General features: G+C 39.2%; 20 protein-coding genes and 3 pseudogenes. 9 read left to right on the forward strand and 14 right to left on the reverse strand.

The window, feature by feature from the left end; all coding sequences use genetic code 11:
* Positions 1 to 89 precede the first annotated feature (89 nt).
* Together FTU02_RS12055 and FTU02_RS12060 are read right to left on the reverse strand one after the other, a co-directional pair.
* A complete protein-coding gene (locus FTU02_RS12055) occupies positions 90 to 683 on the reverse strand; it encodes a 2-hydroxychromene-2-carboxylate isomerase (protein ID WP_180157283.1) in 594 nt (197 codons plus the stop codon).
* 314 nt (positions 684 to 997) lie between these two features.
* Positions 998 to 1,747: an SDR family oxidoreductase gene (locus FTU02_RS12060; protein ID WP_180157285.1), complete on the reverse strand. Its 750-nt coding sequence runs from the start codon at positions 1,745 to 1,747 to the stop codon at positions 998 to 1,000.
* Between the two features lie 131 nt (positions 1,748 to 1,878).
* Here FTU02_RS12060 and FTU02_RS12065 point away from each other — a divergent pair, with 131 nt between their 5' ends.
* The 9 genes and pseudogenes from FTU02_RS12065 (at position 1,879) to FTU02_RS12105 (ending at position 10,924) form a co-directional block, all read left to right on the forward strand.
* Positions 1,879 to 2,451 carry a TetR/AcrR family transcriptional regulator gene (locus tag FTU02_RS12065; protein ID WP_180003563.1) on the forward strand — a complete coding sequence of 191 codons (573 nt, stop codon included), beginning with the start codon at positions 1,879 to 1,881 and terminating at the stop codon, positions 2,449 to 2,451.
* A 314-nt stretch (positions 2,452 to 2,765) separates the two neighbouring features.
* Positions 2,766 to 3,887, forward strand: coding sequence for a bifunctional 3,4-dihydroxy-2-butanone-4-phosphate synthase/GTP cyclohydrolase II (gene ribBA, locus FTU02_RS12070; RefSeq protein ID WP_111885508.1), 1,122 nt, complete (start codon positions 2,766 to 2,768; stop codon positions 3,885 to 3,887).
* Between the two features lie 11 nt (positions 3,888 to 3,898).
* The gene (gene ribE, locus FTU02_RS12075; protein ID WP_180073534.1) at positions 3,899 to 4,369 is read left to right on the forward strand and encodes a 6,7-dimethyl-8-ribityllumazine synthase; all 471 of its coding nucleotides are present in this window, start codon (positions 3,899 to 3,901) and stop codon (positions 4,367 to 4,369) included.
* Between the two features lie 4 nt (positions 4,370 to 4,373).
* A complete protein-coding gene (gene nusB, locus FTU02_RS12080) occupies positions 4,374 to 4,823 on the forward strand; it encodes a transcription antitermination factor NusB (protein WP_078191534.1) in 450 nt (149 codons plus the stop codon).
* A gap of 20 nt (positions 4,824 to 4,843) precedes the next feature.
* Positions 4,844 to 5,761 (forward strand): thiamine-phosphate kinase, encoded by a 918-nt coding sequence (gene thiL, locus FTU02_RS12085; RefSeq protein WP_180157287.1) that lies wholly within the window; start codon positions 4,844 to 4,846, stop codon positions 5,759 to 5,761.
* A 22-nt stretch (positions 5,762 to 5,783) separates the two neighbouring features.
* Positions 5,784 to 6,260, forward strand: a complete 477-nt coding sequence (locus FTU02_RS12090) for a phosphatidylglycerophosphatase A (protein WP_180003656.1) — start codon at positions 5,784 to 5,786, stop codon at positions 6,258 to 6,260.
* 21 nt (positions 6,261 to 6,281) lie between these two features.
* Positions 6,282 to 7,646, forward strand: a complete 1,365-nt coding sequence (gene glmU / locus FTU02_RS12095) for a bifunctional UDP-N-acetylglucosamine diphosphorylase/glucosamine-1-phosphate N-acetyltransferase GlmU (RefSeq protein WP_180157289.1) — start codon at positions 6,282 to 6,284, stop codon at positions 7,644 to 7,646.
* A 12-nt stretch (positions 7,647 to 7,658) separates the two neighbouring features.
* Positions 7,659 to 9,497 carry a glutamine--fructose-6-phosphate transaminase (isomerizing) gene (gene glmS / locus FTU02_RS12100; protein ID WP_180157291.1) on the forward strand — a complete coding sequence of 613 codons (1,839 nt, stop codon included), beginning with the start codon at positions 7,659 to 7,661 and terminating at the stop codon, positions 9,495 to 9,497.
* A gap of 56 nt (positions 9,498 to 9,553) precedes the next feature.
* Positions 9,554 to 10,924: pseudogene (locus FTU02_RS12105) on the forward strand (phosphomannomutase CpsG).
* Positions 10,925 to 11,029: 105 nt separating this feature from the next.
* Here FTU02_RS12105 and FTU02_RS12110 read toward each other — a convergent pair.
* From FTU02_RS12110 to FTU02_RS12165, 12 genes and pseudogenes are all read right to left on the reverse strand, one after another.
* Positions 11,030 to 12,472, reverse strand: coding sequence for a capsule assembly Wzi family protein (locus FTU02_RS12110; RefSeq protein ID WP_180157293.1), 1,443 nt, complete (start codon positions 12,470 to 12,472; stop codon positions 11,030 to 11,032).
* A gap of 183 nt (positions 12,473 to 12,655) precedes the next feature.
* Positions 12,656 to 13,672, reverse strand: coding sequence for a UDP-glucose 4-epimerase GalE (gene galE, locus FTU02_RS12115; protein WP_180157296.1), 1,017 nt, complete (start codon positions 13,670 to 13,672; stop codon positions 12,656 to 12,658).
* Positions 13,665 to 14,048: pseudogene (locus FTU02_RS12120) on the reverse strand (glucose-6-phosphate isomerase); the annotation flags it as partial. The pseudogene FTU02_RS12120 and the gene galE, both read right to left, overlap by 8 nt.
* A gap of 445 nt (positions 14,049 to 14,493) precedes the next feature.
* Positions 14,494 to 15,374 (reverse strand): annotated as a pseudogene (locus FTU02_RS12125) (UTP--glucose-1-phosphate uridylyltransferase).
* Between the two features lie 156 nt (positions 15,375 to 15,530).
* A complete protein-coding gene (locus FTU02_RS12130) occupies positions 15,531 to 17,405 on the reverse strand; it encodes a nucleoside-diphosphate sugar epimerase/dehydratase (RefSeq protein WP_180157298.1) in 1,875 nt (624 codons plus the stop codon).
* Between the two features lie 45 nt (positions 17,406 to 17,450).
* A complete protein-coding gene (locus FTU02_RS12135; RefSeq protein ID WP_180157300.1) occupies positions 17,451 to 17,978 on the reverse strand; it encodes an acetyltransferase in 528 nt (175 codons plus the stop codon).
* A complete protein-coding gene (locus FTU02_RS12140) occupies positions 17,971 to 18,984 on the reverse strand; it encodes a glycosyltransferase family 4 protein (RefSeq protein WP_180157302.1) in 1,014 nt (337 codons plus the stop codon). Before FTU02_RS12140 ends, FTU02_RS12135 begins: the two co-directional genes overlap by 8 nt.
* A 7-nt stretch (positions 18,985 to 18,991) precedes the next feature.
* The gene (locus FTU02_RS12145; protein ID WP_180157304.1) at positions 18,992 to 19,930 is read right to left on the reverse strand and encodes an NAD-dependent epimerase/dehydratase family protein; all 939 of its coding nucleotides are present in this window, start codon (positions 19,928 to 19,930) and stop codon (positions 18,992 to 18,994) included.
* Positions 19,930 to 21,051, reverse strand: a complete 1,122-nt coding sequence (locus tag FTU02_RS12150; RefSeq protein WP_180157306.1) for a glycosyltransferase family 4 protein — start codon at positions 21,049 to 21,051, stop codon at positions 19,930 to 19,932. The genes FTU02_RS12145 and FTU02_RS12150 overlap by 1 nt, the downstream gene beginning before the upstream one ends.
* Before the next feature lie 13 nt (positions 21,052 to 21,064).
* Positions 21,065 to 21,919 (reverse strand): glycosyltransferase family 2 protein, encoded by an 855-nt coding sequence (locus FTU02_RS12155; protein ID WP_180157309.1) that lies wholly within the window; start codon positions 21,917 to 21,919, stop codon positions 21,065 to 21,067.
* 1 nt (position 21,920) lies between these two features.
* Positions 21,921 to 23,081 (reverse strand): glycosyltransferase family 4 protein, encoded by a 1,161-nt coding sequence (locus tag FTU02_RS12160; protein ID WP_180157311.1) that lies wholly within the window; start codon positions 23,079 to 23,081, stop codon positions 21,921 to 21,923.
* A 5-nt stretch (positions 23,082 to 23,086) separates the two neighbouring features.
* On the reverse strand, positions 23,087 to 24,442 hold the full coding sequence (locus FTU02_RS12165; protein WP_180157313.1) for an O-antigen polymerase: 1,356 nt from the start codon (positions 24,440 to 24,442) through the stop codon (positions 23,087 to 23,089).
* Between the last annotated feature and the right edge of the window lie 23 nt (positions 24,443 to 24,465).

Here is a 24,465-nt window from a genome sequence, read left to right on the forward strand (position 1 = left end):
CTTGATTTGATCCAGAGCATAAAAAAGCGAACCGAGGTTCGCTTTTTTATTTCAATTTTTTAATGGATCTAGGCATGTATCACCAAGCGTTACTGCGCGTGTAACGCATCCTCTACGAAATGTAGATGATCCACACCCCAATACAATTCATCATTCACAAACCAACTCGGTGCGCCAAAAACACCCCGTTCAATGGCTTCTTCGGTCACCACTTTCAGCTCAGATTTGACTTTTTCATCATCCAACCACTGTTTCACTTGTTCTGCATCGAGCCCCAGTTCTTGCATGAGTTGAATGAAGGTAGTGAGATCATTTAAATTGCGGGGTTGCGCAAACATCGCATCAAAAATACCTGTCGCTACTTGCACGAAATTTTCAGGCTGAAACAGCTGAACGGCTGTGAGTAAGCGCATCAATTGCAAGGTATTGATTGGAAAATAAGGATTCATCTGTACGGGTATCTGCCATAGCTTTGCCCAACGTTGAAGATCAATCATGGAATAACGTGCCTTCGCAGGTACCGCCATCGGGCTACTATTGCCTGTAGCTTTAAACACTCCACCAAGAAGCATCGGCTTCCAGATCAGCTCGGCTTGATACTGCTGTGCAATCTGTTGAATGCGATGAAAACCGATATAACTATATGGGCTGCCGACATCAAAATAAAATTCAATGACTTTCATGTTTTTCGTCCTTTTTTTACTTATTTTCCTAACTGATGTTACGCACGTAAAAGTAACATCGTATTTTTTAAATGATTTTTAAGCCGATTTGACGGAGTCTTACATCCAGGGTTTAAATAAAGGGATTAGCCTTCGGCTGGAGGTACTTTTGTTTCGGCAAAAGTACCCAAAACCATTGTCATCCGCAAAACTCGTTCACTAGCGTCTAATTATTCAAAGTATCGCAAAAACATTTTTGAATAGATGTAGTCCTGTCTCAAACACTTGCGGATGACCTTACCGCGTATCGTTCTTTCATTTGAATCAAATTACGCTTACCAACGTTCCATCCACGGTCGCAGATCTAATTCATGCGTCCATGCATCTCGTGGTTGCTGTGAGAGATGCCAATAATTTTCTGCAATATGTACTGGATTTAAAATACCATCTTGCTCTTTTTTTGCGTACAAATCGGGAAAAGTATCTTTAATAAAGTCGGTATCAATCGCCCCATCAACCACCACATGCGCCACATGAATATTTCTTGGCCCAAGTTCACGTGCCATGCTTTGTGCCAAGGCACGAAGCGCATGTTTTGCGCCAGCAAAAGCGGCAAAGCCTGCGGCACCACGAACCCCAGCCGTCGCACCCGTAATAATAATCGTGCCAGATTCACGGCTCACCATGCGTTTTGCCACTTCCCGACCCGTTAAAAATGCCGAGAAACATGCCATCTCCCATATTTTGAAATATTTACGTGCGGTTTCTTCCAAAATACTACATGGCACATTGGCACCGATATTAAAGACCATGACCTCAATCGGGCCAATGTTTGATTCAATGTGCTCGATGAGTTCAATCACTTGCTCTTCTTTTCGAGCATCCGAACCAAAGCCAAAAGCAGCCCCTCCCTGTGCTTGAATTTCAGCAATTAAGGGCTGTAATTTGTCGACATTACGCCGCGTCATACATGCGGTATAACCACCACAAGCAAAGCGTTTGGCAATTTCACCACCGGTGGCATCTCCTGCACCAATGATCAATGCCACACCTTTGACAGGCTTAGATATATGATTATTTTCCATGACGATCTCCTCGTGCTGGATAGTTTTTATATTCCATGTGCGATCAATTTTATTGAATAACGATCGTTACTATAACGAATACTATGTTATGATTAATTTATCGTCAATCATAATTTTTTGGGGTCATGCACATGCGCTATAAACCCGAATACAAACAACAAAAACGACAAGAATTGCTCAACATTACGGGGCAAATTGCGAAAAAAAATGGCTTTGCTGCAACAGGTGTTGACGGCTTAATGAAAGCTGCAGGTGTCACTAGTGGCGCATTCTATTCACATTTTTCGTCAAAACAGGATTTACTCAAAGCATTGGTTGAATATGAATTGCAGCAAAGCTTTAACATGTGGCAAAGTAACCCGAATCACAATGCAGCAGACTGGATTAATTTTGAATTAGACCGTTACTTAACCCCTTCCCACCTTGAACATCCTGAACAAGGCTGTGTTTTGCCGACACTCGCGACTGAAGTAGCTCGCGCAGATGACACGATTAAACAAGCTTATGAAAAGGAATTACTGCGCGGTCATGCTTTATTTAGCACACATTTGGCGAGTGAAGAAAAAGCTTGGGCCATGATGTCCCAATTGGTCGGTGCGGTTTTAATTGCACGGGCAATGCATGATCCCGAATTACAAAAAAGCATTTTGCAGGCCAATAAAATGATCATTCAAGATTATTTAGCTGCACACTCAGCTGCATAAGCTCCTATTATTTTGTGTGATCCTTCATGTAGTTAAGCGATTAAACGCTTCCGACAAACTGTCAGTTTCATTTGGCTCAATTATTCAAAATCCATATAAGGTTGCCAATTTTTATGCTTTTCAATCGCTTAAAGATTGGGCATAAATGGCACAATTCAAATAAAGTCCTCTTTTCAAGGTTCTGACGACTGTGTATAACAATGAGCCATTAAAGGAAAATGATAAGCATAGGCAAAGAACGCAAAAAAACGTTAGACTATGCAACAATCAATGCAAGTAAATGTCATTCGAGACAAACAAAAAGGTGAAGATTGATGCCGCTCAATACTGTTGAAGAGCTCGTAGCTGATATTCGTGCAGGAAAAATGGTCATCCTCATGGATGATGAAGATCGTGAAAATGAAGGCGACCTTGTTATCGCTGCGACCCACGTACGTCCTGAAGATATCAACTTCATGATTACGCATGCGCGTGGTCTTGTGTGCTTAACGCTCAGCAAAGAGCGTTGCCAACAGTTGAACCTACCACTCATGGTTGATGCCAATGGTGCCCAGCACGGCACCAACTTTACCTTGTCTATTGAAGCAGCAAATGGCATTTCTACAGGGATCTCTCCTGCTGAACGTGCGCATACGATTCAAACAGCGGTGGCAGCACATGCTAAACCTGCGGATATCGTACAGCCAGGCCATATTTTCCCGCTCATGGCGCAGCCTGGTGGCGTTCTTCACCGTGCAGGCCATACTGAAGCGGGCTGTGACTTATCGCGTTTAGCAGGTCTTGAACCAGCTTCAGTGATTTGTGAAATCATCAATGAAGACGGCACTATGGCACGTCGCCCTGATCTTGAAGTGTTTGCTGAAAAACATGGCTTAAAAATGGGGACGATTGCGGACTTAATTCACTACCGCATGACCAATGAGCAAACCGTTGAGCGCATTGATCAACAAACTTTAGATACTGAATATGGTACTTTTGAATTGTTCCGTTACCGTGAAATTGGTAATCCAGACATTCATTTGGCACTGGTTAAAGGCGAACCAAAACAAGGTGTAACCACAGTCCGTGTACACGGTTTCAATCCCGTTCGCGACTTACTAAAACTCAATAAACAAGATGGCGCTCCAGCGTGGAATCTCGATAAAGCACTCAAAGAAATCGCATCCAGCGATCGTGGTGTTTTAGTATGGATTGGTCAGCGTCATTTACAGGACTTAGGCCCTGCTTTAGAAAATTTAACTGCACCGAAAAATGTTAAATCCAATGCGGCACTGTCTCAGCAGTATCAAACCATTGGTGTCGGCGCACAAATTTTACGTGATTTAGGCGTGGAAAAAATGAAGCTTCTCAGCTCGCCACTACGCTTTAATGCACTATCAGGTTTTAACTTAGAAGTGGTGGAATACATCACCGCAAATCAAACATCAGAGAAATAATCGAGGTTGCTATGGCAGTTCGCCGTATTGAAGGTATGTTACATCTCGCGAACGAAGACCGTTATGCGATTTTAGTTGGTCGTTTTAATAGCTTTGTTGTTGAACATTTGCTAGAAGGTGCCGTTGATACATTGAAACGTCATGGCGTATCAGAGGATAATATCACTGTTGTTCATGCACCGGGTGCTTGGGAACTTCCTGTGGTTGCGAAGAAACTTGCAGCTTCAGGTCGTTTCGATGCCATCATCGCGCTTGGCGCAGTGATTCGTGGTAGCACGCCTCACTTCGATTTTGTTGCTGGCGAATGTGCCAAAGGTTTAGGCGTTGTTGGTCTAGACACTGGCTTACCAGTAATTAATGGTGTATTGACTACGGATAGTATTGAACAAGCGATTGAACGCTCAGGTACAAAAGCAGGCAATAAAGGTAGTGAAGCTGCCTTGACTGCTATTGAAATGGTTAACTTGTTAAAGGCTATTTAACGCTATGTCGCAAACACTTCAAGCAACTTATGCAGCAAAACGTAAAGCACGTCGCTTTGCTGTACAAGGAATTTATGAATGGCAAATGAGCCGCAATCCTGTCCATGAGATTGAAGCACGTACACGTGTGGATAATGCCATGCACAAGGTCGACCTCGGCTATTACCACGAGTTATTGACCGAAGTTGTTGCCAATCATGAAGCATTGGATGCGCTTTTAATCCCTGTACTCGATCGTGAAGTAGACGCTTTAGATGGTGTTGAACTTGCAACACTTCGTCTTGGCGCATATGAACTCAAAGAACATCTTGAGATTCCATATCGCGTCGTGTTAGATGAAGCGATCGAGTTAGCTAAACATTTTGGCGGTGCAGACAGCCACAAATACATCAATGGTGTATTGGATCGTTTAGCGACTACATTGCGTGCAGCAGAAAAACAACAAGCTAATTAATTTTTTAAGTAGTACGTTGTATGGCTGAGTTCTCGATCATTGATACCTATTTTAATCGACAGAATATCAATTCTGTCGATTTAGGGGTCGGTGATGACTCAGCCTTGCTCACCCCTCCTCCACAGCAACAATTGGTCATCTGTGCCGATACACTGGTTGCTGGGCGTCACTTCCCCCTCGACACAAACCCACATGCCATAGGCTGGAAATCTGTTGCCGTCAATCTCTCTGATATTGCCGCAATGGGTGCCAAACCACACAGTATTTTATTGGCCTTGAGCTTACCCCAAATTGATCATGACTGGCTCAAAGGCTTTAGTCAGGGTCTGTATGATTGCTGCGATCAATTTGGTGTGAGTTTAATTGGTGGTGATACCACTCAAAGTCCTCATCTGACGATTTCAGTCACAGCCCTCGGCTGGGTAGAATCAGGACAGGCTGTCCCACGTTCAGGCGCCAAAATTGGTGATTATATCTGCGTCAGCGGACAAGTCGGTGATGCTGCATTTGGCTTAAAACATTTGGGCCACCAATTACAAAAGCGCTTGGACTATCCAATGCCACGTTGCTTACTGGGCCAACAGCTAAAAGGCTTAGCCAACAGTATGATTGATGTCTCTGATGGGCTCGCACAAGATTTAGGACATATCCTCGCTGCTTCACACGTCGGTGCAGAAATTGAATTAGATCAACTTCCTATCGATCCCGATGTAAAACAATTACAACAAGAAAAGCAGTGGCAATACGCCCTCGCGGGTGGAGATGACTATGAGTTATGCTTTACAATAAGTCCGCAGAATTATAAAAAGCTTCTGCAACTAGAATTAGATGTAAACATTAGTAAAATCGGTCAAATCACCCCAAATTTGGGAATCCGTTATAACAATCACGGTGTTGACCAAGTCATAAAATTTAAGGGATACCAGCATTTTGCATAAGCCAGCCATTAACTTTAAATCCATGTCTTGGTTTAACCGAGTCATCGCCTTTTGTGGCGTGGGATTTGGCTCGGGTCTTGCACCCAAAGCACCGGGTACCTTTGGCTCTGCTTTTGCTTTGTTGTTTATTCCAGGTTGGCTTGCAATCGGCTTTTTCAACTCCATTATAGTCATGATCCTCATGTCGATTATTGGGATCTATATTTGTGGTCAAACCGCCAAAGTCATGGGTGTCCATGACGATGGCCGCATCGTATGGGATGAATTTGCCGGTCAGTCCATTACCTTCCTCCCGATTTTATATCTTGGGCAAATGAGCTGGACTTGGGCATTGATTGGTTTTGCTTTATTCCGTTTATTTGATGTCTGGAAACCGTGGCCAATTCGTGTCATTGACCGTCAAGTCGGTGGTGGCTTTGGCATCATGTTCGACGACATCATTGCAGGTCTTTGGGCCGCGCTTTGCATCTGTATTTATTTTTATATTTTGTCTATGTAATAGAAACACCTAGGATTAAACATGTCTACTAGCGTTATTATTCTTGCTGCAGGTAAAGGGACACGTATGCGTTCTCGTTTACCCAAAGTATTACAACCACTCGCAGGACAACCCCTACTTGGCCATGTCATCAACACGGCGAAAAAACTAAATGCAGAAGAAATAATTACCATTTATGGGCATGGCGGTGAATTGGTTCAAAACGCGTTTGCACATGAAAATGTCAAATGGGTTGAACAAGCAGAACAATTGGGTACAGGCCATGCAGTCAAAGTGACTCTGCCTGTCCTAGCAAAAACCGGTATTTCTTTGATTCTCTCGGGTGATGTACCTTGCATCACTGAAGCAACATTACAAAAACTATTAGATGCATCTGCTCAAACAGGTATTGGCTTAGTAACCCTAACGGTTAATGATGCGACAGGTTATGGTCGTATTGTACGTGAAAATGGCAAAATTCAAGCCATTGTTGAACACAAAGATGCCTCTGAAGAACAACGTAAAATCAAAGAATTTAATACCGGTATTTATGCCGTAAGTAATGCAAAATTGCACGAATGGTTGCCAAAATTAAGCAACAACAATGCGCAAGGTGAATATTACCTGACCGATATCGTTGCCATGGCAATTGCTGACGGTCTCGAAGTGGCATCTGTTGAACCAGAACGTGCTTTTGAAGTGGAAGGTGTGAATGACCGCGTACAATTGGCAGCCCTTGAGCGTGAATTTCAAGCATTCCAAGCTAAACAACTGATGCAACAAGGCGTTCACCTGATTGATCCTGCACGTTTCGACTTACGTGGTACATTGACTGTTGGTCAAGATGTCCGTATCGATATCAACGTGATTATTGAAGGTGTTGTTGAACTCGGTGATAACGTAGAAATTGGTGCAGGTTGTATCATTAAAAACACCAAGATTGCGGCAGGTACTAAAGTTCAACCATATAGCGTTTTTGACAGCGCCATTGTTGGTGAAGATGCTCAAATCGGTCCATTTGCACGTTTACGCCCAGGCGCAAAATTAGCTGCAGAAGTACATATTGGTAACTTTGTTGAAGTTAAAAATACCACTGTCGGGTTAGGCTCAAAAGCCAACCACTTTACCTATTTAGGTGATGCAGAAGTCGGTGCAGGTTCAAACATTGGCGCAGGCACCATTACCTGCAACTATGATGGCGCAAACAAATTTAAAACCATTATCGGTGACTCAGCCTTCATCGGCTCAAATAGCTCATTAGTCGCTCCTGTCACCATTGGTCATGGTGCAACAGTGGGTGCTGGCTCAACCATTACACGTGACGTGGCAGACAATAGCCTTGCGGTAGAACGTTCGAAGCAATTTGCCAAAGAAAACTATCAACGTCCACAAAAATTGAAGAAATAAGAGGATTAAATTATGTGCGGTATTGTCGGTGGCGTTGCAGAACGTAGTATTACCAATATTTTAATTGAAGGCTTAAAGCGTCTTGAATATCGTGGCTATGACTCTGCAGGTTTAGCGCTGATTAATAAAGGCCACGTTCTACGTGAACGTCGCGTAGGTAAAGTTGCAAATCTTGAACAAGCCGTTGAAGAAGCAGATATCGCAGGTTCGGTCGGTATTGCACATACGCGCTGGGCAACCCATGGTAAACCAACTGAAAATAATGCCCATCCGCATATTTCAGGCAATGTGGCTGTTGTTCATAACGGTATTATTGAAAACTATCAAGAGCTTAAAGATGATCTTGAAGCGCTTGGTTATGTCTTTACATCACAAACAGATACAGAAGTTGTTGCACATTTAGTCAATGACGCTTTAAAAAGCACCCCGAGTCTTTTAGAAGCGGTTAAAAGTGTCGCACCTCAACTCAAAGGTGCTTATGCACTGGGTATCGTACATACCGACCATCCTGATGAATTAATCACAGTACGTGAAGGTTCACCACTTGTGATTGGTGTAGGTATTGGTGAAAACTTTATTAGCTCGGATCAATTGGCACTTTTACCAATTACCAACCGTTTTATCTACCTTGAAGAAGGTGATATTGCGCGTTTAACTCGTAATACCATTGAAGTATTTGTTGATGGTCAACTCGTGAACCGCCCAATTAAAGAACTCGATGCAACGGTAAGTAACGCATCGAAAGGTGAATACAAGCATTACATGCTCAAAGAAATTTATGAGCAACCTGAAGCGATTAAGCAAACGATCTCTCAGGCATTAAATGGCAATGCACTACGTGATGATTTCTTAATCAATGCGACTGATGCTTTTACTAAAATTCAGCAAGTGCAAATCATTGCCTGCGGTACCAGCTACCATGCCGGCATGATTGCCAAATATTGGTTTGAACAACTGATTGATGTGCCTTGCCAAGTCGAAATTGCCAGTGAATTCCGTTATCGCTCGCCTGTGATTGTGAATAACACACTGTATGTTTGTATTTCTCAATCAGGTGAAACAGCCGATACTTTAGCTGCACTGCGTGATACGCAAAAGCGTGCAGCAGCGAAAAGCTTGTATATCACCACCATGACCATTTGCAACGTGGCAACCTCGTCGATGGTACGTGAAACCAACTACAGTTTGTTGACGCTCGCAGGCCCTGAAATTGGTGTTGCTTCGACTAAAGCCTTTACCACACAGCTTGCGGCATTGATGCTATTGGTATTGAAAATTGGTCAAATTAAGCAAAGCATTTCAACTGACCGTATCTCTGAAATTATTGCAGCGCTTTGGCATACACCGAAAGTGATTTTAGATACTTTACAAAATAATGCTGAGATTCTACGTCTATCAGAATTATTTGTTGAAAAAAATCACTGTCTATTCTTGGGTCGTGGAACTGAGTTCCCTATCGCACTTGAAGGTGCTTTAAAACTTAAAGAGATTTCATACATCCATGCAGAAGGCTACGCGGCTGGTGAATTAAAACACGGTCCATTGGCACTGGTTGATAATGATATGCCTGTGGTGATTCTAGCTCCACAAGATGACATGTTGGATAAACTCAAATCGAATATGGAAGAAGTTCAAGCTCGTGGTGGTGAGTTATTTGTCTTTGCAGATGAAAATAGCGGGATCAAAGCGAAAGATCGTCAACACGTGGTTTATGTGCCAAGTGTGAATGAAATCTTGGCACCAATTGTGTATAGCATTCCAGTACAACTGCTCTCTTATCATGTTGCAGTGCTACGTGGAACAGATGTCGATCAGCCACGTAACTTGGCGAAGTCTGTGACGGTGGAATAAAATTTTTTGATCAAGGGCTGGAATTTCCAGCCCTTTTTTCTATAGTTGGAAATAACATGACAATGCTAACTTGTTTTAAAGCCTATGATATCCGTGGCAAACTCGGTACAGAACTCAATGAAGAGATTGCTTATAAAATCGGTCGTGCGTATGGGCAAATTTATCAATCAAACAAGATTGTGGTGGGCTGTGACATCCGTCTCAGCAGTGAAGATTTAAAACAAGCCACCATCAAAGGTCTGAATGATGCGGGTGTTGATGTATTAGATTGAGATATGACGGGGACTGAAGAAGTCTATTTCGGTGCCTTTCATCTAGATGTTCAAGGTGGGATCGAAATCACGGCAAGCCACAACCCGATAGACTATAACGGCATGAAATTGGTCCGCGAAAATGCACGCCCCATTGGAGCAGATTCAAGTCTAAAAGAAATTCGCTTACTGGCTGAATCAGGCAACTTTAATGAAGTTCCAACCAAAGGCAAAACTGAAAAGCACGATATTCTGCCCGAATATATCGATCATTTAATGTCGTATATCGATCCTGTCAAAATTCGCCCACTTAAATTGGTCATGAATGCGGGCAATGGCGCGGCTGGTCATGTGGTTGATGCCATTGAAGCAAAATTTAAACAGCTCAATATGCCTGTTGAATTTGTCAAAATTCACAACGATGCCGATGGCACCTTCCCGAATGGTATTCCCAACCCGATTTTAGTTGAAAACCGTGACAGCACCCGTAATGCGGTGATTGACCATCATGCAGATATGGGTATCGCGTGGGATGGTGACTTTGACCGCTGCTTCTTATTTGATGAAAAAGGTCAATTCATTGAAGGCTATTATATTGTCGGTCTATTGGCACAAGCGTTCTTACTGAAACAATCTGGTGAGAAAATTGTGCATGACCCTCGTCTGGTTTGGAATACCTTTGATGTGATTGAACAATACCAAGGTGAAGCGATTCAGTCTAAATCAGGGCATTCATACATTAAAGAAAAAATGCGTGAGCACAATGCAGTGTATGGCGGTGAAATGTCAGCACATCATTACTTCCGTGATTTCTCTTATTGTGATAGCGGTATGATTCCTTGGTTATTGGCAATTTCTGTACTCTCAGAAACCCAGCAAACATTGTCTTCACTGGTTGAAGAAATGATTGAAAAGTTCCCTTGTTCGGGTGAAATCAATTTTAAAGTTGCGGATACTCAAGCCACCATTCAAAAGATTTTTGATCACTTTGCCGATCAAAATCCTGCGATTGATGAAACAGATGGTGTCAGCCTAAATTTTGGTGCATGGCGTCTAAATGTACGTGCTTCCAATACTGAACCTTTATTACGTCTCAACATTGAAAGCCGTAAAGACCAAAATTCAAAACCAGTGCAAGATTATGTCGATGAATTAACACAGTTGATTCAAGGATAAATTTTTCTACATGCTAATACAAAACCATTCAACTTATCATGTAGGTTGAATGGTTTTATTTTTTTAGCTGAATTCCCAATGGGTGCTCTAAAAAATTACAGCGTATTAAAATAATGAGCGATCCAATGGAATTTCGACTCCGATAGACACTCCCGCATCTTGACCATAGACATCAGAATCACTCACCCATCCATTCAGTTTCAATGGCGCATTTGGTTTTAAGTAATGTGTCCAAGTAAGATCTAAAGCTTTAATTTCATCTTTTTGAGTAAATGCCTGATTATTTATCGAATTTGATTGATTAACTTTTGCCACCATTACTCGACCATTTAAGCGATTCATAACATCAAAGCGAATATCTCCACCAAGACTTACCATTTGACCATCCCCGCCCATGGCATGCCCTAACGGGAAGCCGTGTTGATAATAGCCATCTTGATAAATATAGTGATTATAGGAAATACCTTGTACGTCGCCATTGGTTCGAGTATCAGCCCATTCCGCATACACCTGCAAAGGTAAATTATTCAATTGTGAAGAATAATCGACACCTGCTAAATACATTTTTTTTGAAGGAAGAAGCCCAGCTTCATCTTCACCGACATATTGCCCATAAAGGCTAATCGGTACACCACTCCAGTGGTTTAAATTAAGGCGTGCATCAAAACCTGCAATTTGATTAGACTTATCTAGATCGCCATCATAAAAGTTGTCATTACCTTTAATTGCATTCCATAATGAGTCAAAACTTTCTGAGCGCCCCTCACCTCCCCATTGAAGAATTCGAGAAGCGCCTAGCTCCAAGTACGGCAATGGCTGTGCAGTTAGACGCAGCCCTAATAGTTTGGCATCTGGAATCGCACTGTAGTCATCTAATTGACCTGCAAAAGCTTGATATTGCCAAGGTCCAATCCAAGACAACCACTTTGTTTCAAAGGCCTGTTGTTCCGCTCTTTGCATAGTAAAACCATAAACAGGGCGACTCGCATCACCACGGATTAGGCTTCCTTCATGTCCAGGTCCCCAATAGGTTGGGATTTGTCCCGCAATCAACCATTGATTCCACAATTTTCCTGCAATATAAGAACCTTCTAAATTGACATCATGTCCATGGTCAATGATTGGATCTTTTTCAGCATTGACTCGCAGTCTTGCATCCCACTGCGTTCCACCTGCATTCAATTCAAGGGCCGCTTGATATTGCGATTTTTGCTCATCTGCAAATTTTTGCGGGATGTTTTGTGGATCTGTTTCAGCAAATAAAGCGAGCTTAATAGAGGTATTTTCTGCTTCTAAATTTGCCATAACCGAATTGACAACTTTCTGCTGAGCAGTGTTTTCAATTTTCGCAGTGGATAATGCACGCTGAATTTCTTCACCACTCAATGGCCAAGTCGAAGTGCTAATTTGGATCACACCTTGCTGATTCAGCCAATTTAAATCTGTACGTAGATCATCATTATTCAAAATGATCCCTTGAGCGTAAACTGGCAGAGCTAGAGAAGAAAAAATGGCAAATGATAAAACCCTAAGAGTTTGATATTTCATATATTATTTCAGTCAATTTATCTTTCACATATGATAACGATTTTTTTCAAACAAAAGATAAGATCTATCATCATTTTTGCACAATCAATACATGATTCAATACTTAAGTTAGATAGTTAGAAGTATGGCAAATACAAAATTTGCCATACTGTCTTTAATGAATTTACACACTAAATTTTAATCTTAGTTATAACCATTCGGATTTTGTTTTTGCCAGTTCCAACTATCCTTCAACATATCTTCTAAACCATATTGAGGCTGCCAATCTAACTCTGCCACAGCACGGGCATTATCAGCAAATGAAGTTGCAACATCACCTTCTCGACGAGGTACGTATTCAAATGGAATCTCAACTCCATTCACTTTTTCAAAAGTATCTCGAATCTGTTTTACTGAAATCCCATTGCCTGTACCAATATTCCAAGCGCGGCATCCTTGCGTTTTTAAACGATGATTCAAAGCGCATAAATGTGCATTGGCCAAATCGACCACATGAATATAATCACGCACACCTGTACCATCTACCGTGTCATAATCATTGCCAAAAATTGACAACTTATCACGACGGCCGACTGCCACCTGTGTGACATAAGGCATCAAATTATTGGGTATCCCTTGTGGGTCTTCACCAATTTGACCACTTTGATGTGCCCCTACTGGGTTAAAATAACGCAGCAAAGCGATTGACCAACGCTCATCTGCAGCTGCTAATTTTTCTAGTAATTGCTCAACAATCAGTTTGGTATAGCCATAGTTATTGCTTGGCATACCTGTAGGCATAGTTTCATTCAAGGGTGAAATATTGGCTTCATCATAAACTGTTGCAGATGAACTAAAGACCAACTTAAAAACTTGAGCACGCTCCATCGCTTTAACTAAGCTAATAGAACCCGAGATATTATTTTCAAAATATTTTAGTGGCTCTTTTTGGCTTTCACCCACAGCTTTTAAGCCTGCAAAGTGAATCACTGCATTAATAGAATGATGCTGAAAAATTTGATCTAAAATTTGCTGATCGAGAATATCACCTTCAACAAAATCTAATTTTTTAGCTGCCAACGCTTGAACACGTGCTAAAGATTCGACAGAACTGTTGGACAAATTATCCAGTACAACAACCTCATGCCCTGCGCTCAAAAGTTGAATACAAGTATGTGAACCAATATAACCTGCACCACCTGTTACTAAAATTTTAGCCATTTGTTTTTCCTAATAATATGTGTAGTAAGCCTTGCGTTGAGCCATCTAAATCCGAAATATCCTTTCGATCACCATTTAATATTGGAAGTAGCTGATTGGCAATTTCTTTGCCTTTCTCTACACCCCATTGATCAAACGGGTTAATGTTCCAAAGCACGGACTGTACAAAAACTTTATGTTCATACATTGCGATCAACATGCCCAAACTATATGGATTTAGCTCTTGCAATAAAATGGTTGAACTTGGTTGATTACCTTCATATTGTTTATATTCCGGCAAATCTTGTACTTCTTGTTGATTTAAAGCTTGATTACCAAATGCCAGTAAGCGCGATTGAGCCAAACAATTGGATAAGGCCAAATGATGCTGTTCCAGTGGATGAGCAGCATCTAGAAAGATGTTACACCAATACACTTGATGCCCACATTCCGCCAAGAGTGCAGACATCACGCCTGCATAGAGGGTTTTTCCAAGGACTGCGACTTTCAAAATGTATTCCTGTTGTATAGGTTGATGCTGTTTATTTCATGGGGTTACTCTCTTTATTCAAGAGATTAGGAAAGATTTTTACATTTTATCCTTTCTTACATTAGATATCTTTCATAAATCAAGAAATCATCGTTATATTCATATTTAAATGGATATTGAAATTTCCTTCTCTTGCGCCATATATGGCTCACCTTTCTCAAAAGGGGAAGTTCGCACAAGCAAGGGCTTTGTTATGAACGTTCCTCCCTGAGCAAGAATTTAAGCACTGCTTTAAATTCTTGCGTAAGAAGGCAGGCGAGGAGGGATTTTCTACTTTTCCCCTTAATCACCTTTAAGATTCAATCTTTAACTCTTGAATCAAGGCTTTAAAATCATCGCTTAATTTTGGATGATCAAGTCCATAATGCAACACTGCTTTTAAGTAACCCAACTTGCTGCCACAGTCAAAAGTCTGACCTTGCATACGGTAAGCTTCCACCACACTATTTTGCTGCAACATGGCAATGGCATCGGTCAATTGAATTTCATTGCCTGCCCCTTTAGAGGTTTTTTCCAGCAAAGTCATAATTTCTGCAGGCAAGACATAACGCCCCACTACCGATAAATTAGAAGGTGCCGTGCCTATTGCAGGTTTTTCAACAATGTCCTGCATCACGATACTTTCACCTTCTGCTGGTGCTGCGGCTACATTGAAAATACCGTATTGATCGACCAGATGATCTGGCACTGCTTCAACCATAATCTGTGCGGCATGGCTTTGCTCAAAACGCTGAATCATACACGCCAAGTCATTTTGTGCAGCATCATCTTTAACCAATACATCGGGTAACAGCACTGCAAAGGCGTCATTCCCCACTACAGATTTAGCACATAAAACTGCATACCCTAAGCCTAAAGGTGTGGCTGACGTACACTCACGACACTGACATGCGCAGGTAAAATTTCGGTAATTTCTTTGAGCAAATCCAGTTTTTGTTTTTGTGCTAATGTAGTTTCTAGCTCAAAGTTACGGTCAAAGTAGTTTTCAATGGAGGCTTTAGAAGAATGGGGCACCAAAATAATTTGCTCAATCCCTGCTGCAACTGCCTCGCGTACTACATATTCAATGGCAGGACGATCGACCACGGTGACCATTTCTTTGAGAATGGCTTTACTGGCAGGCAGAAAACGGGTGCCTAAACCTGCAACGGGTAAAATAGCTTTTTTAATTATGATCTACTTCACACCTTTCCTATTTCTTTGCGCCCGAAAGCATCTTTACCCTCATCCCAGCCTTCTCCCAAAGGGAGAAGGAGTTTTTCAATATTAATTTAATAAGTTGATATCGATTATTTTTCATTCATGGATAAAGTCTATTGCTACTTGAGTCTAGTTCACCTTAATTTCTGTACCACTGATATAACCATCCACATAGTGTTCAAGCTGCGCCAAAGCCCAGTCAATATCGCTTTGAATTGCAGTTAAGTCATGCATACGCTCAAATACCAACAGCAATTCATCCAACGGATACATCTTTTCAAAAGAACGTAAAATACGACTGTGCTGGGTAATTTCGGTATTGTCTGAATCAATCAACAATTCTTCGTAGAGTTTTTCGCCTGGGCGTAAGCCTGAATATTGAATTTCAATATCACCTTCCTGACTGCCTGATTCTCGTACTTTTAAACCACTCAGTGCAATCATTTGACGGGCCAAGTCCTGAATGCGTACAGGTTCCCCCATATCTAACAGGAATACATCGCCCCCCTGACCCAAAGCGCCCGCCTGAATTACCAATTGTGAGGCTTCTGGAATGGTCATAAAGTAACGGGTTACTTCAGGATGAGTTACGGTAATTGGCCCACCTTTGGCAATTTGCTGTTTAAACAACGGCACCACCGAACCCGAAGAACCCAAAACATTCCCAAAGCGGACAATGCTGATTTGGGTCTGATCTTGCGCTTCCGCCATGGCTTGACAATACAACTCTGCCATACGTTTAGACGCCCCCATGACATTGGTCGGACGCACGGCTTTATCGGTAGAAATAAGCACAAAGGTTTCTACTCCTGTTTTGACTGCTGCATTTAAGCTAAATGCCGTCCCAATCGCGTTATTTTTCAAACCTGCCAATGGGTTACATTCTACCAAGGGCACGTGTTTGTAGGCAGCCGCATGGTACACGGTTTGAATTGCATACTGTTCCATCACCCTTTCTAGTTTGGCCTGATCAAGCACTGACCCTAAAATCGGGATAATCGTGACATCGCTATTTAAGCGTAATTCTTTGTCAATGCTATACAACGCAAATTCGGTCAGTTCATAAATCACCAAGGCTTTGGGTTTATTTTTGACAATTTGGCGACACAGTTCAGAACCAATGGAACCACCCGCGCCTGTGACCAAGACTATTTTGTTTTGAATATTTTTAGCCAACAGTTCGGGTACTGGCGGCACAGGGTCACGCCCGAGCAAGTCAATAATATCGACTTCCTGAATATCCGATACGCGAATTTCACCATCGACCAGTTTGGTCAGTCCTGGAATTTCGGTAATTTTAATATGTGCAGGTTCTAAAAATTTGACGATCTCGCTTTTACGCATGCGCCCGACAGAAGGCAACGCAATCAAAATTTCATCAATATGCTTTTTCGGCATGACTTTTAATGCTGTTTCTGCATCATAGACTTTTAAACGCCCCAATTGCTGCCCAGTGAGTGATGGATCATCATCAATAAACAACACAGGTAAGTGTTCATCTGAACTACATAAAGCCGCCGCAATTTGCTGCCCTGCATTGCCCGCGCCATAAATCGCGATGCGTTTTTTTTGTACATCGGCCTGTAAATAAGAACGCACGATAAAGCGAATAAAACCACGGCTAAACCAGACCCAAGCGAACATGAGAAAGCCAAACATGAGTGGAATAGACGTGGGAATAAAGGCATCGGTAAAATATGCCAACGCATACAACCCTGCCACAGTCAAAGCAGTACCCAACCCCAGCTTGAACATAAACAGTTCGCTATAGGTGCGCACAATAAAACGATACACCCCAAAAACAAACAACGATGCAACTGCAATCACACTTGCCCATACCGAACCAAAAGCCAAGTTGGGCACCACTTCTGCGCCTAAATCAAACTGGCGGATGGCATAACATAGCCAAAGCAAGACAGGAAATACACAAAAGTCCAGCACCATTAAAAATGCAAGTTTGACTAAGCGGGGGGATTCTACAGCAGGTTCGATAATGGATTTCATAAATATACAATTATTAATATTTGAATTTTAAAACACCGTATTACTTTAATGCAGAATACAGGTTCCAACCTCTAAAAATGAATGTGCGGCGATAGTTTGACCACCTGCAACTTTTACCCCCACGCTTAAATGGGCAAATTGCTCAATGACCACATCATGATCTAATAATGTACCAATATTTAAAATTACACCATCGTTGATCACAGTTTTACGACTAATTACACACCCTGCCATCACACTCACCCCTAGACCGATGTTAGCTGTTGGACTCACAACTGTTTTAGGATGAATCACCGAAGTCAATTCTATACCCAAGGCTCGCAAGGTCTGTTGCCATTGCTGCCGTAATGTATTATTGCCTACCGCCACAATCGCTTGAAGCTGAGTATTCTGCAACTGATTTAAATTGGCAATATTTGTCACAATGTTATATTCCGCCACATGCTGTGTTGCAGGCCAACGGTCATCGGCAAACATAATCTCTTGCCATTGTCCACTCAGTTCTGCAGCGTCTGCAACAGCTAAACCGTATCCACCTGCACCTAGAATTAACAAGCTGGGTTTATTAAGCATCGGGATGACCTGCCTTGAATTTTATAGCCACAATTAACAATGGTATATAGGCAATCAGTACTGCCAATTCAGGGTACGCCCATGCTTGTGTAACCGTTATATAAGCGATAGGAAATAACCACAATAGGTTAATCGCAGCAACCGCCAACGTCACGAGGGTATGACTCTCGCATTTACGCGATAAAATTTGATAGCTATGGCTTCGATGTGCATCATACATTTTATAGCCACTCAACACGCGTTTAATGAGGGTATATGTTGCATCGACCACAAATACACCTAGACAAATGATCCACGCACAAAACAGGGCTAAATTTTCTTTGAGGGCGATGAGCGCCAAAATACCCAAAGTGAGGCCGAGAAATCCGCTACAGGCATCGCCCATGAAAATTTTAGCCTTGGGAAAGTTCCACAGTAAAAAGCCAAATACACAGGCTGACAATAACCATAGAATGTCTGAGTTTAATGTGGTATTGAGTACATAATACAAAATGGCCATACTAACGACAGTAGTAATGGCTTCGACACTGGCAATGCCGTTAATTCCATCCATAAAGTTGTATAGATTGAGCAACCATACCAAAAATAACACTGCAATAATATTGGCGAGAAAGCCAAGTTGCAGACCATTAAAAGCTGTAACTTCGCTAAAGCCACCCAAGCTGATCACCACGCCAATGGCCACCAAGAAATGTACGGCTAAACGCAGCATGGAGTTAATATGTCCATGGTCATCTAAAAAACCAAGTAAAGCGATAACAAAACCTGCAGCCATAAGGGTTAAACCTATATGTACTGTCAGCTGCTGGCTATACATTAAAATAATCAAAGCCAATAAGTAGCTACATACGACCGCAACACCGCCACCTCGCGGCGTAGGTACACTGTGAGAACTACGTTCATTGGGATTGTCTATAATATTTTTCTTTAGGGCGTAATGCCGCATATAACCTGTGAATAGTAATGTCAGTATAAAAAATACGATGCTCAGTGCAAAAATTGACATACGTGAATTACTCTTTCATTTTTAAATAGTTTCGGCCCGCTTGTAGCATGGCTTGCTGGGTAGTAAGAGGGGCTGTCCAACCCAACAACTTCTGAGCTTTGGTCGTATCGACTTCTAGTGACTCAAATAACTGCTCATAGAGTTTAGATTTGCCAATACATGCTGCTCCTAATTTTATAAGCGGTTGTGGGAGATAAATAAAACGTGCTGGTTTTCCCACGCCCTGCTTTAAGTATTGCACCAGCTCACGTGTAGAAATACGACTTTGATCTGCTACTAGAAATGTTTGATTGGCTGCATTTGGATGTTCAATACAGGTTTGAATAAAGTCTACCAAATTTTCAAGTGCAACAAAGCTACGTTTATTTTTTGTGCCTGCAAAAGGCAAAGGCAGATTGGTTGCAACCAATTTAAGCAGTCGAGCAAAGTTACCCGGAGCATGGGCTGCATAAACCAAGGGTGGGCGAATAATAACTAATTCTGTGTCTGACCCGGCAAATAGTTTTTTAAGTTCTTGTTCGGCTTCGAGTTTAGAAACCGCATAATCTGCATGAGGTTGGGGCAGGGCATCTTCTGTAAATGGCTGCTGCAATGTCACTGCACCATTTACACCAATAGAACTCATAAATATGAAGCGTTTAACTTTTTTGTCTAAAGCCTGACGCGCTAATTGCAAAGTGCCTTCCACATTTACTTTACGGAATTCGCTCAATGGGTCTGTTGTTTGTTCATTTAGAATATGAGCGCGACCTGCTAAATGAATAATGACGTCTATATTGGCAGGTAAGTCTGCTGCAAAAATATTAGCAGCAACAAGTTGTTGGATATTTGCAGAAAGTACATGATTCTGAGTGCGGACTAAAGCAATCGTGTCATACACACTACTCACCCGTTCAGTCAGAGCTGTACCTACAAATCCTGTTGCACCTGTGATTAAAACTCTCATTATTTTAAAGACCGCTTTGATAATACTTGAGTATAGACATCCAATGTTTTATGCAACATTGTGTTAAAATTAAATTGTGTTTCATACAAATGACGACTGTTATCACCTAATTGTAGACGCAAATTTTTATCCACAATTAGTTCTTGAAGTGACTGAACTAAAATATCAATATCCCCTTTAGGAATAAGATATCCATTTTTAGAACTAACACTTTCCTTTACCCCTCCCACATCAGAAGCAATAATAGGTAAAGATGTACTCATTGCCTCCAATATAGTCAAAGGAAAGCCTTCATAATTTGAAATTAATACAAAAATGTCAGCCAGATTCAGAAACTCTTTTACTTTAAAACTTTGACCATGAAAAATGATTTTTGAATTAAGATTTTCATGGGTAGCCAATTCTTGACATTTTTTAAGATTTGGCCCATCACCTAAAAAATCAATTTTCCAATCTAAATTTTTTGGCAATTTAGATAAAGCTTCTATAAGGAAATATTGATCTTTAGGATCTTCAAATCTAGCAACCATAATCAAATTAACAACAGAGTTATTTTCTTTATGTACAAATATTCGATCTGAATTCGCGATATCTGGCACCCCATTATGAATAGTTGTAACTAGATCTGGTGTACCAACCTTATATTTAAAACCATGTTGTCTATCATATTCTGAAACAGTAATAATATGATCTGAAAATTTAGTTAGGAAATTTTCTAATTTAGAATATATTTTTTGTCTTCTAGGGCTAACACCATCTGTAAAAGCCCACCCATGAGCTGTAAAAACCACAGGCAAACCTAATGTCTTAGCAGCTAAACGCCCTAACAAACCAGCTTTGCTTGAATGACAATGCACAATATCAGGCTTTATTTTGCTCAAATACTTTCTTATTTCTAAAAAGCCCAATAAGTCATGGGTAGGAGAAATTTCTCTTTTTAAATGCTTTAAAGAACTAAATTTTATATTGTTTTTTTCTAATTCTGTAGTAAAAGCACCCTTACCACCAACTAAAATATGTACATTATGCTTTTTTTGAACAATCCCTTTTGCTAAATCTAAAAGATGTACACTCGCACCTCCTAATACATCTGATCTAGTAATAATATAAACAATATTCATAGTATATTAACCTTTAGACTAATTTAAGTTTATCTAAATTAGAATAGAACTCAGAAGACAAGTCATTATTGACAGCAATAGATCTAGATTTCAAAATATAATCAAAGCCAAAAAAATTAACTAAAATAATCAATCTCAGAATTTTAATATATTCTAAAGAAGCATTAAATATAGATAAAAATGGATTAACTTTAATAAATTTTAAATAACTTTTAGCACTAAATTGATAGCTACTTAAAATTTTACTATAATTGTTTGATATATACTCATCATAAACATATCCAACAAAATCAAGTTGAGCGTATTTACGTCCTAACATAATTCTGCGCAGAAAATCTGTGTCCTGACCTAATTTAAAATTAACATCATAAACATTATTACCAACAATATTAGCTCTAAACATACTACTAGCATGAGGTATTGGTACTTTGCGAGGTTTATCAAAGCTATATATCTTATTATTACCTATTCCTCTAACAGCAACACAATCATTATCCTTTTGGATGATCATCCCACAAGAGACGATATCAACATCTATATTTTTTTTAAAAAAATCGACCTGTTTTTCTAATTTATCATGATAATACCAGTCATCTGCATCTAGCATAGCATATAACTCACCATTGCATTTTTGCATTGCAAACTTTCGTGCTAAGCCTCGACCTTTATTAGTTTCAAATGAATACAATTTTATTCGGCTATCTTTAAAACCTTTAATAATTTCTACCGTATTATCAGTAGAACCATCATTAATAATAATACACTCCCAATTAGTGTAAGTTTGATATAATAAAGATCTGATTGCTTTAGCAATTGTCATTTCTGCGTTATAGGCAGGAATCATAATCGAAACAAGAGGATTTTTCATATTATACCTTATTTAAGACTTGAATCATTCCTTGAGTATTTTTCTCAGGATGAAAATAGTTTTCACTGAATAAAAATGCATTAGATACAATATTTTGGTACAAATCTTCATCTTCTATTAATTTTTTTAAGTTACCAAAAAGTTGCTCTGAATCATCTATATCAAATAACATGCCTGTTTTATTATGCGTAATAGCTTCAGGAATACCACCTACAGGAGTAGCACAGACAGGAACCTTATGTATCATTGCTTCTATTACTGACCGAGGAAAACCTTCCGTATGACTAGGTAAAACAACAATATGACATTGAACAATATCTTCAATTAGATTATCACGCCATCCTATAAAATGAACATTATTTTCCAATTGATATTTAGTAATTAAATCATTTAAATATTTTAAATAGCTATCATCAAATCCCGTAGCAATTACACCTGGGATTAATAAATCTACTTCTATATTTTGCTGCTTTAACTTATTAACAGCTTCAATAGCTATATGTTGGCCCTTTTCTTCTGTCAATCGAGCAGCAGCTAAAATAAGTTTAATCTTTTTATATTTTGCTAAACTAGTACTTTTATTAGGCAATGAGAATCTTTCCAACTCGATGCAGTTGGGTATGAAACTTAAATGCTGATGTGGTACACCAGCATTTTTTAAATTTTCTATAGCTACCTTCGAATGAGCTACAACGTGGGATGTATCATTTACAAGAGAATTGACAAATCTTTTTGGCAATTGTTCTGGTATACCTTCTCCACGAAAATAGAGAATAATTTTGAAATTTATGATTTTTTGTATAATTTTCAGAAAAAATAAAGATTTCTCATTATTAACAATGATAATTTTCGGTTTTTTCTTACTTATAATTTTTCTTAAATTTACTAAAATATTAATATATGTAAAAGATTGAGAAAGTATAGATAATATTCTTCGGATGGGTTTTCCATTATATCCAATCGTCATTTTTTTATATTTTTTTAATAGAATATGATGATCTAAATTATATTCTTTAGCTTTATTTGAATATTCTGTGCAGTTACCATATACATCAATAACTCCTACTTGATATCCAGCATCTTTTAAACGTGACATTAGGTATAAACTACCTTGAGGTGCACCTCCAAAATTTACAGTAAAGTCAAAAAAATATACTCGCATATTACCTACCTAAAACTTATTTTCTTTTTATCAAAAAAGTAAATAAGTGTTAATGGAAAAAAGATGAATAAAATATTATTAAAAAAACTACTATAGAAGCTACCTAAATTCAACATAAAAACCAATGAAAGATTTATAGATAGATAGGTAAAAACATATTTATACCCAATAAACCTTACACTTTTACTTAGCCTCTCAAAATAAAGAGCAATTGCCATAAAGATAGGAGAATATAAAAAAAGTCCAATATAACCAAAATGAAACAATCCACTTATACTCAACGGAACAATCTGATCAGCCCAAGACTTATGCCCATAAATCATCTCATTGAATTTAACATTTGTTTTATAATCTTCTAATGCAAATTTAGATAAAACAGGGATATTCTGTATAGTATCGTTCACTATATATAGTACATTATTATTAATATATAGATAATCGTATGCATCTAAACCAATAGCAATATTACCAAATCCTGAAAAGTAAGCATTAATTGATCTAGCTGTCAATACAGCATCACTAGTCGCTTCATTTCCATATCTTGAAAACTTTGCTAGAGTAGCAGTTAAAAGAATAAAAAATACTACAGGTAATGAAAAATATATAACTTTATTTACTTCTTTTTTATCCATGAAAGAGCTGAGCATTGCAAACATAACAGCCATATTTAGCAAAATACTAAAACGGCTAACACCCAATATAAATAAACCAGAAAAAATAATTAATATTCCATAAAGCCATTTTTTCAAATCATAACTTATTATTTTTGAATTAAAAATCTTACTAAAACAATAAAGCAACAATAAAACCTTAAAAAGATTGAATAATAAAATTCCGACAATATTGTAAGACAACTCCTCCCCTTCCGTTATATACTTATCAACAAAACTATCTAAATTCCATATAGCATTAACCTTAACCAATGCTCCACTTAAATAAATAAAAGAAAAAATTAACACCAATAAAATTGGAATAAAATATAAACCTTTAAAAAAATATGGTTTAAAATCTGATGTTGAATTAATATTTTTTTGAAAAGAAAAAAATAAAAAAATAAGATAAACAAAAAATAATTCAAAAATCATAATAAATATAGCTATATTTATTTTTTTAGATTGAATCCCTATAATATCGGGATCTACTAAAAATAGAACAGGTAAAATTAAGTATCTAACAACCCCTTGAGCTAAAAAAATCTTAAAAACAAAACTATCACTAAATTTTCTATTCAAATTTAAAAATATTAAATTCAAAAATAAAAAAGATATAGGCAGTAACTCTAAGTAATATTCAGAAGGATAAAATAGTGTAAATGATATTGATACTATACTTAGTACTAACAATATAACTGTCATTTTCATTAACTATTAAACCCCTAAAACAT

This window comes from Acinetobacter sp. YH12045 (assembly GCF_013419925.1).
Classification (GTDB): Bacteria; Pseudomonadota; Gammaproteobacteria; order Pseudomonadales; family Moraxellaceae; genus Acinetobacter; species Acinetobacter amyesii.

Excerpts from the sequence above, each read along its gene's own strand:
- nusB (WP_078191534.1), top strand. The coding sequence starts at position 4,374 with ATGTCGCAAACACTTCAAGCAACTTATGCAGCAAAACGTAAAGCACGT.
- FTU02_RS12140 (WP_180157302.1), bottom strand. The coding sequence starts at position 18,984 with ATGTCAATTTTTGCACTGAGCATCGTATTTTTTATACTGACATTACTA.
- FTU02_RS12055 (WP_180157283.1), bottom strand. The coding sequence starts at position 683 with ATGAAAGTCATTGAATTTTATTTTGATGTCGGCAGCCCATATAGTTAT.
- glmU (WP_180157289.1), top strand. The coding sequence starts at position 6,282 with ATGTCTACTAGCGTTATTATTCTTGCTGCAGGTAAAGGGACACGTATG.
- FTU02_RS12150 (WP_180157306.1), bottom strand. The coding sequence starts at position 21,051 with ATGAATATTGTTTATATTATTACTAGATCAGATGTATTAGGAGGTGCG.
- FTU02_RS12065 (WP_180003563.1), top strand. The coding sequence starts at position 1,879 with ATGCGCTATAAACCCGAATACAAACAACAAAAACGACAAGAATTGCTC.
- FTU02_RS12160 (WP_180157311.1), bottom strand. The coding sequence starts at position 23,081 with ATGCGAGTATATTTTTTTGACTTTACTGTAAATTTTGGAGGTGCACCT.
- FTU02_RS12135 (WP_180157300.1), bottom strand. The coding sequence starts at position 17,978 with ATGCTTAATAAACCCAGCTTGTTAATTCTAGGTGCAGGTGGATACGGT.
- ribBA (WP_111885508.1), top strand. The coding sequence starts at position 2,766 with ATGCCGCTCAATACTGTTGAAGAGCTCGTAGCTGATATTCGTGCAGGA.
- glmS (WP_180157291.1), top strand. The coding sequence starts at position 7,659 with ATGTGCGGTATTGTCGGTGGCGTTGCAGAACGTAGTATTACCAATATT.
- FTU02_RS12110 (WP_180157293.1), bottom strand. The coding sequence starts at position 12,472 with ATGAAATATCAAACTCTTAGGGTTTTATCATTTGCCATTTTTTCTTCT.
- ribE (WP_180073534.1), top strand. The coding sequence starts at position 3,899 with ATGGCAGTTCGCCGTATTGAAGGTATGTTACATCTCGCGAACGAAGAC.
- galE (WP_180157296.1), bottom strand. The coding sequence starts at position 13,672 with ATGGCTAAAATTTTAGTAACAGGTGGTGCAGGTTATATTGGTTCACAT.
- FTU02_RS12145 (WP_180157304.1), bottom strand. The coding sequence starts at position 19,930 with ATGAGAGTTTTAATCACAGGTGCAACAGGATTTGTAGGTACAGCTCTG.
- FTU02_RS12155 (WP_180157309.1), bottom strand. The coding sequence starts at position 21,919 with ATGAAAAATCCTCTTGTTTCGATTATGATTCCTGCCTATAACGCAGAA.
- FTU02_RS12130 (WP_180157298.1), bottom strand. The coding sequence starts at position 17,405 with ATGAAATCCATTATCGAACCTGCTGTAGAATCCCCCCGCTTAGTCAAA.
- FTU02_RS12090 (WP_180003656.1), top strand. The coding sequence starts at position 5,784 with ATGTCTTGGTTTAACCGAGTCATCGCCTTTTGTGGCGTGGGATTTGGC.
- FTU02_RS12060 (WP_180157285.1), bottom strand. The coding sequence starts at position 1,747 with ATGGAAAATAATCATATATCTAAGCCTGTCAAAGGTGTGGCATTGATC.
- FTU02_RS12165 (WP_180157313.1), bottom strand. The coding sequence starts at position 24,442 with ATGAAAATGACAGTTATATTGTTAGTACTAAGTATAGTATCAATATCA.
- thiL (WP_180157287.1), top strand. The coding sequence starts at position 4,844 with ATGGCTGAGTTCTCGATCATTGATACCTATTTTAATCGACAGAATATC.